Origin of the sequence: Legionella hackeliae (assembly GCF_000953655.1) — a bacterium.
Lineage (GTDB): Bacteria > Pseudomonadota > Gammaproteobacteria > Legionellales > Legionellaceae > Tatlockia > Tatlockia hackeliae.
Genome location: NZ_LN681225.1, coordinates 1,418,466 through 1,432,140 on the forward strand (window position 1 = coordinate 1,418,466; position 13,675 = coordinate 1,432,140).

The window sequence follows — 13,675 nt, forward strand, 5'->3', positions numbered from 1 at the left end:
TATTGATACTTTAATACACAATGATTGGTTAGTATATCATAGAAACAACAAGGTTCAGCAATCCTTAATTAGACTTGCTAATTAAAGAACGTAAATGTGAAAGACATTACAATCTTGGACTACTCAAAAATTGAATAATTTGTTAACATAACCTGATTTTTAATTATTGATTTTACTATGCACAACTACTTTATGCTGGCTGCCCTCGAACAAGCCTGGCTCGGACGGGGTACTTGTGCGCCAAACCCAAGCGTTGGTGCAGTTGCAGTGCACAACGGGGAGATTATCGCCCGTGCTTGGCATCCGGGGGCTGGAAACCCTCATGCGGAACAGTTAGTATTGGAGCAAATACCAAAGGGTTTAAGTGATGTCACACTCTATGTGACTTTAGAACCCTGTAATCACTGGGGTAGAACGCCTCCCTGTGTTGCTGCCATTATTCACCACAAGATTTCGCAGGTCGTGTATGCGTTTGCTGACCCTAATCCTGTGGTAGCTGCCAACAATACACCAGAACTTTTACAGAAAGCAGGTATTAAAGTGATCCATTTCCCGCTAGAGGAAGTCCATCATTTTTACCAAAGCTATTGTTACTGGACAGCAACAAAGAAGCCATGGGTTACCGCAAAAATTGCACAATCACTCGATGGCAAGATTGCAGGGGTAAATGGTGCTCGTTGCCAACTATCCAATGCGTGCTGTAGTGAATTTACTCATCAAAAACGTTTATACTCCGATATAATTCTTACGACAGCAAACACGATTCTTAATGATAATCCGCTGCTTAACGTACGTTTAAACCATCAAGTGATTAGCAAAACAGTGGCCGTTCTTGATAGCCACTTAAGACTTACAGGTAAAGAAAACGTCTTTAAAACTGCAAAACATTGTCATATTTATTATCACGAACATTACTCTGTAAAAGAGCCTCTGCAAAATTGTAGCTACCACGCAATACCTGCTAAAAATGAACAGCTTGATTTGTCTAGTGTGCTAAGTCATCTTGGCCAATTAGGTTTTCATGATGTGTGGGTCGAAGCAGGAGGGATTTTATTTTCAGCGCTTCATCAAGAAAATTTAGTGCAAAGAACTTATTTATATCTTGTTCCAACTGTATTAGGTGAAAATACTACGTCGGCATTTCATGGTGCTATATTCACCAAAGAGAGAACTGTTTCATGGCAGGTGAAGGCTGACAATGTCATCGCATGTCTTGATTGGCAGGAGAATTCATGTTCACAGGATTAATTGAAGAATGTGGTGAAGTTATCGCCAACATACAAAATGAAGTGGCAAATCGCCTTCTTATTAAATCTTCTTTTGCAAATTTGCAGATTGGGGAGAGTATTGCGGTAAATGGTGTGTGTTTAACTCTAATACCTGAGCAAGAAGAAGCTTATCTGGCTTTTGATGTGTCTCCAGAAACATTGGCCCTAACGACTTTGGAGCAATTACAGGTGGGAGATTGGGTTAATCTGGAGCGTGCTATGTCGGCTTCTGCTCGTTTTGGAGGCCATTATGTCAGTGGTCATGTTGATACAACGGCTGCTCTGAAAACAATAGAACCAATCGGTGAGTTTCTAAAAATAACAATAGGGGATTTTGCAGTTTGTGCTAGCATGTACCTTTTGCCCAAGGGCAGCATCACGTTAGATGGTGTTAGTCTTACCATTAATACTGTTGTAGAAGATGGCATCGAGCTGATGCTAGTACCTCATACGCTAGCAAAAACAACGTTTGGCCAATTAAAAACTGGGCAGCGATTAAATGTAGAATTTGATTATTTGACTCGGATCGTAGCACACCAGCTCAAGATTGCGGGGCAATTGAAAAAAGAGGTTGAAGTATGACAAGTCCTTTCGCAACCATTGAGCAGGCAATTGAAACATTAAAAGACGGTCGCATGATCATTTTGATGGATGATGAAAACCGGGAAAATGAAGGTGATCTGGTAATCGCGGCTGAGCATGTCACACCAGAAGCCATTAATTTCATGGCCCGATTTGGACGAGGGCTTATTTGCTTACCAATGGCGCAAGCTCTCATCAGTAAATTACAGTTGCCTTCTATGGCAACTAATAATCGCTCCCCTTATGGCACAGCGTTTACTGTTTCAATTGAAGCAGCACATGGTGTTTCAACAGGCATTTCAGCGAAAGACAGAGCCCACACTATTCGAGTTGCCATTGATCCCACATCGAATCCTCAGGATTTAATTTCTCCAGGACATGTATTCCCATTATGTGCCAAGCCGCGTGGGGTTCTGGAGAGAGCAGGACAAACAGAAGGGAGTGTCGATTTAGCTATTCTTGCGGGCCTTACTCCTGCTGCTGTTATCTGTGAAATCATTAATGACGATGGTACGATGAGTCGCCGCGATGATTTAGCACGTTTTTCAAAAGAACATGATATTCCTATGGTTACGATAAAAGACCTAATTGAGTATCGCATTCGTCATGAAAAATTAGTTGAAGGGATTGCAACAACCAGATTGCCTCTAAATGATTATGGCGATTTTTCAATGACTGCCTTTGAAAATTCACTTGATAAATGTGAACACTTCGCTTTAGTTAAAGCGCCTAAAATCCCAAATCAAGTCCCTTTAGTGCGTATTCATTCTGAATGTATCACTGGGGATGTTTTTGGCTCCTGCAAATGTGACTGTGGTGCACAGTTAAAACAGTCTCTGCACTTAATAGCAAAAGAAGGGGGTATCTTGATTTATATGCGTCAAGAAGGACGTGGTATTGGGCTTGCGAATAAATTAAAAGCTTACGCTCTACAGGAACAAGGTTATGATACTGTCGAGGCAAACATTAAACTTGGCTTTCCAGCAGATAGCCGTGAGTATGCTGTAGCTTTTCAAATTTTAAAGCACTTTGGGGTAGAAGCAGCTCGATTATTAACGAATAATCCCAAAAAAGTAGAGTCCATTGAAAAATATGGGATCACAATCACTGAGCGTGTTCCATTAACAGTACATCCTACCAGTGAAAACAGTGCGTATCTGAAAACAAAAAAGCAGAAGTTAGGACATTTGTTAGCTATTGATTAGAGGTAAGCAATGAAGCACATTAAAGTTAGTCCCAATGAAGTTGTACATTCGTTTCCTATTGCCATTGTAGTAAGTCGTTTTAATGACGCTGTGACACAAGAATTGCAAAAAGGAGCAATTGAGCGTTTAAAAGAACGTGGGTTTACGTCTCAGGATATTACAGTAATTGAGGTTCCAGGGGCTGTTGAGATCCCTCTAATTGTCAAGCAAGTGGCTTTAAGTGGAGACGTTAAAGTTATTATTGCTCAAGGCGCTGTAATCAGAGGCGATACCAGTCATTATGATTATGTGTGTGAGCAAGTTAGCAATGGCTGTCAGCGCGTTGCTCTTGATCATAATATTCCTGTTATTTTTGGCATACTAACTACCGAAAATGAAGAACAAGCTTGGGATAGACTCGGTGGTAGTCATGGGCATAAGGGACGTGATGCTGCTGATTGTGCTATTGAAATGTATCAAATAAGGCAACAATTAGAGCAACTTTATAAATTGTGATCGAAGAATAGAATGAAAACTGGATGTTCTATTGGTGTAAATTTGCACAATATAAATAAAAAACTAAATCTTTATGGAAATAATATATTAATTCTGCTCGTCTTTTGTTAAAATAAAACCCCGTTTATATGCAAAATTATTGTTCCGCCTTTTATGGGTGTGTAGCATTCCGAACGGGGTCATCATGACAAATTATATTTTCATCACCGGTGGGGTAGTTTCTTCTCTTGGGAAGGGTATAGCCTCTGCCTCTCTCGCAGCGATTCTTGAAGCACGTGGTTTAAGCGTTACTTTAATTAAACTCGATCCTTATATTAATGTTGATCCAGGAACAATGAGCCCTTTTCAACATGGCGAAGTCTTTGTAACCCAGGATGGTGCAGAAACTGATCTCGACTTAGGTCATTATGAGCGTTTTGTGCGTACTACAATGACGAAACGTAATAATTTTACCTCCGGAAAAATCTATGAAACGGTTATCAAAAAAGAGCGCCGTGGCGATTATCTCGGAGGAACTGTACAAGTTATTCCTCATATTACCAATGAAATTAAACGCTCCATTAAACAAGGCGCTGATAATTTTGATGTTGCAATGATTGAGATCGGTGGCACTGTTGGAGATATTGAGTCTCTTCCTTTCCTGGAAGCTATTCGGCAGATGCGTATTGAATTAGGTGCACAGCGGGCTTTGTTTATTCATTTAACGTTAGTCCCTTATATTCCAACATCAGGAGAAACCAAGACAAAGCCTACGCAACACTCTGTAAAAGAATTACGATCAATCGGTATACAACCCGATGTTTTAATTTGTCGTTCGGAAAAGCCACTGTCTATGAATGATAGAGCGAAGATTGCTTTGTTCACAAACGTTGAAAAAGAAGGAGTTATTTCCTTACAAGACGCAGAAAGTATTTATCAAATTCCAATGATTCTGCATGAACAAGGTTTGGATGAAATCGTTGTTAAGAAGTTAGGTTTAGATGTAAGACCTGCAGATTTGACTGAATGGCAGAAGGTAGTTGCTGACCAAAAAATTCAGACAATGACTGTAAAGGTAGGTATGGTAGGTAAGTACACAGAATTGAATGACGCTTACAAATCTATCAACGAAGCGTTAATTCATGCGGGTATTCATACACAGACGAAAGTTGAAATTGTATATATAGATGCTGAGCTTATCGAAAAACATGGCGTGGAAATTCTCTCTACAGTGGATGCACTATTAATTCCTGGCGGGTTTGGCGAGCGGGGTATTGAAGGTAAAATTCAAGCCATACAACATGCTCGTGAGCAGAAAGTTCCTTTCCTTGGTATTTGTTTAGGTATGCAAACAGCTGTGATTGAGTTTGCGCGAAATGTAGCGGGACTTAAAGGTGCTAATTCGACTGAATTTGATAAAACTACACCTTATCCCGTCATTGGTCTTATCAGTGAGTGGATGGAAGCAGACGGTAAAATTAATCTACGTGATGAAAATTCGGATTTAGGCGGCACAATGCGCTTAGGTGCACAATCTTGTCATTTAGATACAAACTCTCTGGCTTATAAAGTGTATAAAAGACCGCAAATTATTGAGCGACACCGGCATCGTTATGAAGTTAATAATCAGTTCGTAGATTCTTTAGTGCAACATGGGCTGGTTATCTCAGGGCATTCAGCAGATGGTAGTCTAGTTGAGATGATTGAACTTGAAGATCATCCATGGTTTGTTGCTTGCCAATTTCATCCTGAATTCACGTCAACCCCACGTGATGGACACCCATTATTTGAGCAATTCGTACTTGCAGCGCGTAAAAATCATCAACAAAAGGAGACAGTATGAAGTTATGTGGTTTTGAAGTAGGAATCTCAGCTCCTTTGTTTTTAATAGCAGGCCCCTGTGTCATTGAAAGTGAGTCACTGGCTCTAGAGACGGCAGGCTATCTTAAAGAATTGTGTGCTCAATTGAAGTTGCCTTTTATCTATAAATCTTCTTTTGATAAGGCAAACCGCTCATCACTCAACAGTTATCGAGGTCCAGGTTTTGAAAAAGGTTTGATGATTTTAGAAAAGGTGAAAGAACAGATTGGCGTGCCGGTATTAACCGATGTGCATGAAGACACACCTCTGTTTGAAGTAGCCAGTGTTGTTGATGTGTTACAAACCCCCGCTTTTTTATGCCGTCAGACTAATTTTATTCAAAAAGTGTCTGCAATGAATAAACCAGTCAACATTAAAAAGGGACAATTTCTTTCACCCTGGGAAATGAAACATGTTGTTGCTAAGGCAAAAGCCAGTGGTAATGATCAGATCATGGTCTGTGAAAGAGGGGTGAGCTTCGGCTATAACAATTTAGTATCCGATATGCGCTCTTTGCAAATAATGCGCGATACAAATTGTCCTGTAGTTTATGATGCGACTCATTCCGTGCAGTTGCCAGGTGGAAATAACGGGGTTTCTGGAGGACAAAGAGAGTTTGTTCCTGTCCTGGCAAGAGCAGCTGTTGCTGCAGGCATTTCTGGCATTTTTATGGAGACACATCCTAATCCTGATGAGGCATTAAGTGATGGCCCAAATAGTTGGCCACTCGATAAAATGAAGCCTTTGCTGGAAAGCTTGATGGCCATTGATAAAGTGGTTAAAGAGATTGTGTGACAAGTATAAATCACTAATTACACCACCCTTACGAGCCTATCTTCATGCTCGTGTGACAATCTCATGCTCGCGTGTTATCTCATGCTCGTGAGCCAATCTCATGCTCGCGTGTTATCTCATGCCTACGTGCCTCGGCTTGTCCGAGGCATCCAGAAACTGCACAGGAGTAAATTTTTCTGGATAAGTCATTAGCATAGGATTGGCTTTGAACATTCACTGGATGCTTCGGACAAGCCGAAGCACGTAGGATATAAGCGAATTGGACTGGAGATGTAAGCTTATTTGAAGATCATTTTGAATTGCTTCGCACTGCTCGCAAAGACAAGTTATAAATCACTTATTACCCACGTTTACGAGTTTATCTCATGTTCACGAACCCATCTCATGCCTAAGTGTCTCGGCTTGTCCGAGGCATCCAGAAACTGCAACAGGAGTAAATTTTTCTGGATAAGTCATTAGCATAGGATTGGCTTTGAACATTCACTGGATGCTTCGGACAAGCCGAAGTACGTAGGATATAAGCGAATTGGACTGGAGATGTAAGCTTATTTGAAGATCATTTTGAATTGCTTCGCACTGCTCGCAAATACAAGTTATAAATCACTCATTACCCACGTTTACGAGTTTATCTCATGCTCACGAATTCATCTCATGCCTAAGTGACTCGGCTTGTCCGAGACATCCAGAAAGATAGTGAATCAAGCACAAATCTTCTCTCTCAAATATTGGATACTGCGAATAAACAAGGTATAAAAAGGGGGAATAAGGCATGCAGTAAAGAGGTTGTAAAAACTAGACCAATTATCAATAAGCTCGACTTATTTTTTTATCTGCTTACTCGGATCGGGTTCATAAAGACCACCAGAAGCCTTATCTAATTCCTCAATCTGAATTATTTTCTTTATTTTTTTTGAGATTGCGATTTTTTGCTGTAGTACCTATTAAAAAGGAAATCACTTTTATTATAAACAAGTGTTTAAGATTGAAGAAATATGAAAGACAAGGGCTTTAGACTTGGCGGAGAGGCAGGGATTCGAACCCTGGGAAGGTTGCCCTTCAACGGTTTTCAAGACCGCCGCTTTCGACCGCTCAGCCACCTCTCCGATAGGGCGAAATATATATCAACCGTGTCTGCAATGCAAATAATTTTTAAATTAATCTTTTAATAATCATTTTATTGTTTTAAGTTCGCAAAATCATGAAGGATGGGTATAATGTGCCCGTTTACAATTAAGCTGTTCTCAATTAAAAATGATGTAATTCTTGATTGGTTTACATGCCATCAGTGGTTCAGAAGTTTGGCAGTAACTATTAAGGTAAAACATGAGATTGATGAAGGCTCAACGATAGCGTTCATGACTATAGGTGTTTATATGAAACGAATTCAAGCGCTGCTTCTCATTAGTTTATTATTATCTTTAACCGCCTGTTCAAAATGGTGGAAGAAAGACGATGATGATTATAATCCCTACCAGGGAATGACAGCCAAACAATTATTGACTGAGGCGGATAAAGCAATTGCTAAAGGGCAGTATGAAAGTGCAACAAAACGTCTTGAAGCAATGGAATCAATGTATCCTTTTAGCGATTATGCTGAAAAAGCGCAATTGGATTTGATTTATGCTTACTATAAAAAAGATGATTTCCCGTCTGCGGCTGCTACTGCAGAGCGTTTCATTCATCTTTATCCTCGCTCTAAAAGTGTTGATTATGCTTATTACATGAAAGGACTTGCGAATTTCCAACAGCCCCGTGGCGCATTCTCTAATAAATTACCTGTGGATGAGTCTTGGCGGGATCCTGGTACTCAAACTCAGGCTTATTCAGATTTTGCGACCTTGGTGCAAAAATTCCCCGATAGTCATTACAAGGCAAATGCATTGCAGCGTATGATTTATTTAAGAAATATGTTTGCTCAGCGTGAGTTGAATACTTCTAAATACTACTACAAGCGAAAAATGTATGTTGCGGCGGCTGAGCGTGCAAGTTATTTAGTTAAAAACTATCCGCAAGCTCCCAATGCACAAGAGGCTTTAGCAATAATTTATTATTCAAATAAAGCGCTTGGACTTAAGAAAGCTGCTGATGATGCATTGGCAGTTTACATGGCAACTTACCATAAGCAGCCTCCAAACATTGTAGCTTAAGCAAAAAGAAGCTTGCCCATTAAACTGGGCAGGCTTCTTCTTCTGATATTGTTTTTTCTTGCGTGGTTTTTTCTGGAACGGGCATATTTAATCCAGACAACACTTCATTAATTAAAGCTTTGAGTTCACCATTTAATAATGTCAATGCTGCATCTCGTTGTTGATACTCTTCCTCTAACTGATGTATTTCTTCAAATTCATCAATCAAATAATCAAGACTTTTTAGCCTTTTGAAGGTTAAATCATGCGTCAAAGTAAATTGAATGCGTTCATTCCAAATTAATGAGATTTCAGCAGCTGCTAATCCTTGAGAGAGCAACGTTAAAATTTCTTCTGCAGGTAATTCGTAGCCTTTGCAATTTACCCGTTTTTTTTCATCATCCAGAGAAAACAATAAACAATCAGAGGCTAACTGAAAATTCGGGGGTAAAAGAGCAGGATCGCTAATCCACTGCGCAAAGCGCATGGCTAAATTTTCCTGGGATGCCAGAGGTTCAATATGTATACCAGGGACTGATTTTCTCAACAGTGAAGTGAGTTGGGCCGCTTGATTATTGCTGGCGGTATTTACAATTAAACGATTGGTCGTTGTATCTAATAAAGCGAATAATTGTTTTTGTACGCAAAATGATTTGGGTAATAATTCAAACTCCAAGTCTTCAGCAAGCTGTGAACGTTCAGCCCGTTTAATGGTGCGTTGCTGTTGCGTTTCTAGTGCTTGTATACGCTCTGCCAGTAAGCGTTTAATAACACCGCGAGGTAGAATTCTTTCCTCTTTTCCTAGACAGATAAGAGAGCAACCAGCCACCTCTTGAATAAGTTCATCCTTATAGGCGGGTAACCAGCCATAAATAAATCGGGCATGTGCAGGACAAGGTTTTAGCGTGTCTTCTGCTAATGCTGCTGTCAAATCCACGGAGTCTTTAAATTCATACTGGTAAACAAGTACATTATTAAACCACATGCTACTTCCTCATTCTAAAAATGCTGATGCTAGCATGTTTCTGAAGATGGAGCGATTCTTAAAATTACCAATTGTTAGGGGATTATTTGGGGAAATGCAGGTGGTCTATGAGTAAAATTTTTGCAGTTGATGAAGCACTTTCTGGATGCCTCGGACAAGCCGAGGCAGGTAGGCCATGGGAGACGCAAGACGTGAGGAGATGCAAGACGCAAGACGTGAGGAGACGCAAGGTGTGAGGACACAAGAAAGGAGACACAAGGAAGGAGACACAAGGAAGGAGACACAAGGAAGGAGACACAAGGAAGGAGACACAAGGAAGGAGACACAAGGAAGGAGACACAAGGAAGGAGACACAAGGAAGGAGACACAAGGAAGGAGACACAAGGAAGGAGACACAAGGAAGGAGACACAAGGAAGGAGACACAAGGAAGGAGACACAAGGAAGGAGACACAAGGAAGGAGACACAAGGAAGGAGACACAAGGAAGGAGACACAAGGAAGGAGACACAAGGAAGGAGACACAAGGAAGGAGACATAAGGAAGGAGACATAAGGAAGGAGACACAAGGAAGGGGACACAAGGAAGGGGACACAACGGAGAAGACACAAGTGAGGAGACATAAGGGAGGAGACATAAGGGAGGAGACACAAGGAAGGGGACACAAGGAAGGGGACACAACGGAGAAGACACAAGTGAGGAGACATAAGGGAGGAGACATAAGGGAGGAGACACAAGGGAGGAGCATAAGGGAGGGGCATAAGGGAGGGGCATAAGGGAGGGGCATAAGGGAGGGGCATAAGGGAGGGGGCCTAGGGCTGTGAGGAGGCACAGGAGTGAGCAGGAATTAAGGGTGTGAGGAGATACAAGGGTACGGGGAGCCACAAAGATACGTGAAGGTAGAATGAGTAAGTTATTAGCTGTCTTTGCGAGCAACGCGAAGGAATCCAAAACGAAATGCAATAAGTTTCCATTGGCTAGTTTGAGGCTCAATAGCCTACCTGCCTCGGCTTGTCCGAGGCATCCAGCTAAATTTACTCAGAGCTAAACGCTTAAATTCAATTCCATTCGTTCCAACTCAGATTCATCAAGAGGAAAATCAACTGTCCAGGGTTCAATAGGTGATGGTTGATGTATTTTCGAGCAACAGACTTCTAGCATTTCTGCTGAAATATGGTGAATGTTAAATTCTTTAACGAGTTTATTATATCCTTCCTCGAAGCTACTTAATATTTCTTGTTGGTGTTTATCACCGTCTTGTTCAGTATATTTAAGTTCATTCGAATGAATATCCCAAATTAATGATTTACGACCACTTTTAGTAATTATTCCTACAACAGTTTTTAAATCACGAATGGGAATGTCATTTGGATGAAAAGCTAGCTTAAGCAAGTTAAATTGAGCCTTCTTTTGATCTAGTGGTACTAAATCAGATTGGGTTAATCGAAACCAACCTTGGCTTGATTTTCGTTCGAGAATGTATAAATTTTGAGTGAAATGAAGTTTAAATTGATCGCCATCTTGCTGAATAATCTCATCAGAACCTGTTATAAGAATGGGATATCTTGGAGCAGATGATCCTAAACCAGGGTCTAAAAGAAATTTTTTGTTTTCAATGGTGACAACTAAAACCAAATGTGTGGGAGGTAGTTCTAATATCTCCTTGGCATTAACTTCTGCTCCTAAAAGGATTCGGGCTTCACAAAAGGAAACCTCATAGCCTAATTGCGATAAAGCATCTGCAAGCAAAGCAGCAGATTGAAAACAATACCCCCCCTGTTTTGGAGATAATAAATTTTCATAGCTAAAAAAAGATAATGGTCGTCGTTGAATGGGATGTTGGCTGGCGATTTTTCTTAATTCAAAATTAGTGTAAGGATATCGCATAATGTGGCAGGAGTAGACCTCCCATAGGTAGGCCCGCTTCTCTGTTGCAGATAAAGTTGACAACGCTTTTTGATTTACTTTGATTTGTTTCAGATAGACTTCTAAATTTATTGGTTTCATAGGAGAAACTCAAAAGCAATCTATACATTGTGTTAGTTAAACATAACGTATGTTTTTTTTCTACAAAACTAAACTATTGTTGCTGATACAAAGCAATTTAGGAAACTCAAATCCTCGGCAATAGAAGGCCGAGGACAGTGATTATCATTTACCAATAAGCGTTTATCGCTGCAACATAAGAAATAAATTTTGTGGTCTCTCGGCCTGATACTGTAAACCAGGGGCCTGCGATGATGCCAATATTGGGCGAAAAATTGTATTCAATAGCAGGAGACAAGGTTATTTCTTCGATATCTCCGTGGCCAATACTCGCAGGATTTCCTTGTGCATCATTACCGATAAAACCTCTGAATCTGGTCGCGGCACGAGATGCATAATAACCTTCCATGACAGCAACCCAGTTTTGGGTTAGCGTAAATTCAGCAGCCAAATCAGCAGTGAACAATGAGCCAGGATTAATCGTCCCCAGCGTTTGAGTTGTTCCACCAAAACTGCTCGCCCCTTCAATATCAACATCGTAGGCATGAAGATAGTTTAAACTTAAGCGTGTACGTAGATAATGTGTTTCGCCAATTTGTCGTAAGTGTTGAAAATTAAAAGCAATACCTGTTTGATAACTACCCAAACCGGTTGCATCTGCACCGTTATTTAATGGGTTTAAAGTTTCAAATTTTCCGGTAGGAATAATTTCTTGTACTGTCACGCGTAAATCAGGTCTCCAGGATGAACCTTTTTGTTCAAGCAATTGATAGCCTAAGGCGACAGAAGTGTCTCCCAGGCCTTGAGCACTCGCTCCTTGGTTTTTATTGTAAACATAGGGAATACCATATTGGATATCCAGCTTGTCAGTTAAACCATGGCTAAAGATGGGGTTACCCACAATACTTTCACTGCGAGGTGTATGAATAAGTTTCCAGTGTCGTGTATATATGCCTTCGTTATCAGTATAGAAACCATAAACCTCAAGGTTAGTGTGTCCACGGGGAATCGTATGACCTGCTGGGGCTAATAAGGGGCCTGTAAACCATGGACCGCCAGCCCAAGTCAAACTGGAGGAAAAACAGCAAAAAGCTAATAGACTAGTAGTGGATAACTTTATAAAATTCTTAAACATTCCGAAATCACCTTGCAGCTTCGAAGGACAGTAGTGTAGATTAGCCGACTTTTAGCATTTGGGAAATAGTTTATGACGAGTGCGATTTATTTAAATAAAGCAAAGCAAAACGCTATAAAAAGAGGACATCCCTGGATTTTTCCAAAAGCTATTGCCAAAACAAATGGCAAATTGATTACCGGCCAATTAGTCGATGTGTTTAGTGCAGAAGGAGAGCTATTAGGGGCGGGGGTTTATAATGAGCATTCACTGTATCGGGTTCGAGTATTAGCCTTAAATGGGGAAAAAATAGACACCACGTCATTAACCTCAATCATTAAATACCGATTAGCGCAGGCGTTAGCCATTCGAAAACAATTAAATCTTCCCAATGAACATACTAATGCTTATCGTTTATTAAACAGTGAAGCCGATGGATTGTCGGGGCTCACGATTGACCGCTTCAACCAAATGACGGTAGTAGCCAGTTCAGCCTATTGGGTCGAAGCCAATAAAGAGATTATTTCAAAGTGCATCAGTGAACAATTACCTGGCGAAGTTATTTGGTTGGCACAAACCAAACCACTTGCTCAAGATGGTTGGAAACAGACGAGTGAAGAAACAACGTCTTCTAATACCCAGGTATTAGAAGAAGGCGTCATTTATCAGATCGATTTCTCTCAAGCGCAAAAAACAGGCTTATTTCTTGATCAACGTGACAATCATAAGCGTATCGCTGCTTTGTCCAAGGGAAAAAGAGTTCTCGATCTTTATTGTTACACAGGTGGATTTGCACTTCATGCCGCAAAAGCAGGGGCCAGCAAAGTCACTGCGATAGATAGCTCAGGGCAAGCAATTTTACAAGCCAGACAAAACGCTGAACTAAACCATATTAAAACAATTGATTTCATCGAAGCAGATGCTCGGGATTACTTGGGATGTGCTGGCGATTATGATGTAGTTATCCTTGATCCACCCAAATTAGTTCCTTCGCAACAACATTTGCAGCGAGCAAAAAATTATTACCGATTTTTACATCGTGAAGTATTCAAAGCCATGCGTTCAGGGACATTGCTGTTGACTTGTAATTGCTCTTCAGCATTATCGACAGAGGAGTTTTCTGCATTAGTAACCAGTCAAGCTGCAGCGGTTGGTAAAAATGCGCGTGTTCTCGGTATCTTCGGCCCTGCAAGTTGTCATCCTACACTGCCTGCTTTTCCTGAAGGTAATTATTTGACTGCCGTCCTATTGGCAATCGTTTGAAAAATGTGAGGTATTCGCTT

General features: G+C 40.7%; 12 protein-coding genes and 1 tRNA gene. 9 read left to right on the plus strand and 4 right to left on the minus strand.

Features of this window, described 5'->3' with window-relative positions; all coding sequences use genetic code 11:
- Nucleotides 1–177 precede the first annotated feature (177 nt).
- The 6 genes from ribD (at nucleotide 178) to kdsA (ending at nucleotide 6,184) form a co-directional block, all read left to right on the plus strand.
- A complete protein-coding gene (gene ribD, locus LHA_RS06390) occupies nucleotides 178–1,248 on the plus strand; it encodes a bifunctional diaminohydroxyphosphoribosylaminopyrimidine deaminase/5-amino-6-(5-phosphoribosylamino)uracil reductase RibD (RefSeq protein ID WP_045105805.1) in 1,071 nt (356 codons plus the stop codon).
- Nucleotides 1,233–1,850, plus strand: a complete 618-nt coding sequence (locus tag LHA_RS06395) for a riboflavin synthase (protein ID WP_045105806.1) — start codon at nucleotides 1,233–1,235, stop codon at nucleotides 1,848–1,850. Before ribD ends, LHA_RS06395 begins: the two co-directional genes overlap by 16 nt.
- On the plus strand, nucleotides 1,847–3,055 hold the full coding sequence (locus LHA_RS06400; protein WP_045105807.1) for a bifunctional 3,4-dihydroxy-2-butanone-4-phosphate synthase/GTP cyclohydrolase II: 1,209 nt from the start codon (nucleotides 1,847–1,849) through the stop codon (nucleotides 3,053–3,055). The genes LHA_RS06395 and LHA_RS06400 overlap by 4 nt, the downstream gene beginning before the upstream one ends.
- Nucleotides 3,056–3,064: 9 nt before the next feature.
- Nucleotides 3,065–3,550: a 6,7-dimethyl-8-ribityllumazine synthase gene (gene ribH / locus LHA_RS06405; RefSeq protein ID WP_045105808.1), complete on the plus strand. Its 486-nt coding sequence runs from the start codon at nucleotides 3,065–3,067 to the stop codon at nucleotides 3,548–3,550.
- Between the two features lie 184 nt (nucleotides 3,551–3,734).
- A complete protein-coding gene (locus LHA_RS06410; RefSeq protein WP_045105809.1) occupies nucleotides 3,735–5,372 on the plus strand; it encodes a CTP synthase in 1,638 nt (545 codons plus the stop codon).
- On the plus strand, nucleotides 5,369–6,184 hold the full coding sequence (gene kdsA, locus LHA_RS06415; protein WP_045105810.1) for a 3-deoxy-8-phosphooctulonate synthase: 816 nt from the start codon (nucleotides 5,369–5,371) through the stop codon (nucleotides 6,182–6,184). Before LHA_RS06410 ends, kdsA begins: the two co-directional genes overlap by 4 nt.
- A gap of 1,015 nt (nucleotides 6,185–7,199) precedes the next feature.
- Here the strand turns inward: kdsA and LHA_RS06420 are convergent.
- Nucleotides 7,200–7,287: transfer RNA gene (locus tag LHA_RS06420), tRNA-Ser, on the minus strand.
- A 270-nt stretch (nucleotides 7,288–7,557) separates the two neighbouring features.
- Here LHA_RS06420 and LHA_RS06425 point away from each other — a divergent pair.
- Nucleotides 7,558–8,331, plus strand: a complete 774-nt coding sequence (locus LHA_RS06425) for an outer membrane protein assembly factor BamD (protein WP_045107432.1) — start codon at nucleotides 7,558–7,560, stop codon at nucleotides 8,329–8,331.
- 19 nt (nucleotides 8,332–8,350) lie between these two features.
- Here LHA_RS06425 and LHA_RS06430 read toward each other — a convergent pair whose 3' ends face one another.
- Nucleotides 8,351–9,295 carry a recombination-associated protein RdgC gene (locus LHA_RS06430; protein ID WP_045105811.1) on the minus strand — a complete coding sequence of 315 codons (945 nt, stop codon included), beginning with the start codon at nucleotides 9,293–9,295 and terminating at the stop codon, nucleotides 8,351–8,353.
- 175 nt (nucleotides 9,296–9,470) lie between these two features.
- Here LHA_RS06430 and LHA_RS06435 point away from each other — a divergent pair, with 175 nt between their 5' ends.
- Nucleotides 9,471–9,833, plus strand: a complete 363-nt coding sequence (locus tag LHA_RS06435; RefSeq protein ID WP_045105812.1) for a hypothetical protein — start codon at nucleotides 9,471–9,473, stop codon at nucleotides 9,831–9,833.
- Between the two features lie 503 nt (nucleotides 9,834–10,336).
- Here LHA_RS06435 and LHA_RS06440 read toward each other — a convergent pair.
- Together LHA_RS06440 and LHA_RS06445 are read right to left on the minus strand one after the other, a co-directional pair.
- A complete protein-coding gene (locus LHA_RS06440; protein WP_045105813.1) occupies nucleotides 10,337–11,299 on the minus strand; it encodes an arylamine N-acetyltransferase in 963 nt (320 codons plus the stop codon).
- Between the two features lie 148 nt (nucleotides 11,300–11,447).
- Nucleotides 11,448–12,413, minus strand: coding sequence for a transporter family protein (locus LHA_RS06445; RefSeq protein ID WP_052673617.1), 966 nt, complete (start codon nucleotides 12,411–12,413; stop codon nucleotides 11,448–11,450).
- A 72-nt stretch (nucleotides 12,414–12,485) separates the two neighbouring features.
- On the opposite strand from LHA_RS06445, the gene LHA_RS06450 reads away from it, so the two are divergent.
- A complete protein-coding gene (locus tag LHA_RS06450; RefSeq protein ID WP_045105814.1) occupies nucleotides 12,486–13,655 on the plus strand; it encodes a class I SAM-dependent rRNA methyltransferase in 1,170 nt (389 codons plus the stop codon).
- Nucleotides 13,656–13,675 lie beyond the last annotated feature (20 nt).

What these genes read in the sequence shown, in the direction of transcription:
- ribD (WP_045105805.1), top strand. Translation starts at nt 178, where the DNA reads ATGCACAACTACTTTATGCTGGCTGCCCTCGAACAAGCCTGGCTCGGA.
- LHA_RS06395 (WP_045105806.1), top strand. Translation starts at nt 1,233, where the DNA reads ATGTTCACAGGATTAATTGAAGAATGTGGTGAAGTTATCGCCAACATA.
- LHA_RS06400 (WP_045105807.1), top strand. Translation starts at nt 1,847, where the DNA reads ATGACAAGTCCTTTCGCAACCATTGAGCAGGCAATTGAAACATTAAAA.
- ribH (WP_045105808.1), top strand. Translation starts at nt 3,065, where the DNA reads ATGAAGCACATTAAAGTTAGTCCCAATGAAGTTGTACATTCGTTTCCT.
- LHA_RS06410 (WP_045105809.1), top strand. Translation starts at nt 3,735, where the DNA reads ATGACAAATTATATTTTCATCACCGGTGGGGTAGTTTCTTCTCTTGGG.
- kdsA (WP_045105810.1), top strand. Translation starts at nt 5,369, where the DNA reads ATGAAGTTATGTGGTTTTGAAGTAGGAATCTCAGCTCCTTTGTTTTTA.
- LHA_RS06425 (WP_045107432.1), top strand. Translation starts at nt 7,558, where the DNA reads ATGAAACGAATTCAAGCGCTGCTTCTCATTAGTTTATTATTATCTTTA.
- LHA_RS06430 (WP_045105811.1), bottom strand. Translation starts at nt 9,295, where the DNA reads ATGTGGTTTAATAATGTACTTGTTTACCAGTATGAATTTAAAGACTCC.
- LHA_RS06435 (WP_045105812.1), top strand. Translation starts at nt 9,471, where the DNA reads ATGGGAGACGCAAGACGTGAGGAGATGCAAGACGCAAGACGTGAGGAG.
- LHA_RS06440 (WP_045105813.1), bottom strand. Translation starts at nt 11,299, where the DNA reads ATGAAACCAATAAATTTAGAAGTCTATCTGAAACAAATCAAAGTAAAT.
- LHA_RS06445 (WP_052673617.1), bottom strand. Translation starts at nt 12,413, where the DNA reads ATGTTTAAGAATTTTATAAAGTTATCCACTACTAGTCTATTAGCTTTT.
- LHA_RS06450 (WP_045105814.1), top strand. Translation starts at nt 12,486, where the DNA reads ATGACGAGTGCGATTTATTTAAATAAAGCAAAGCAAAACGCTATAAAA.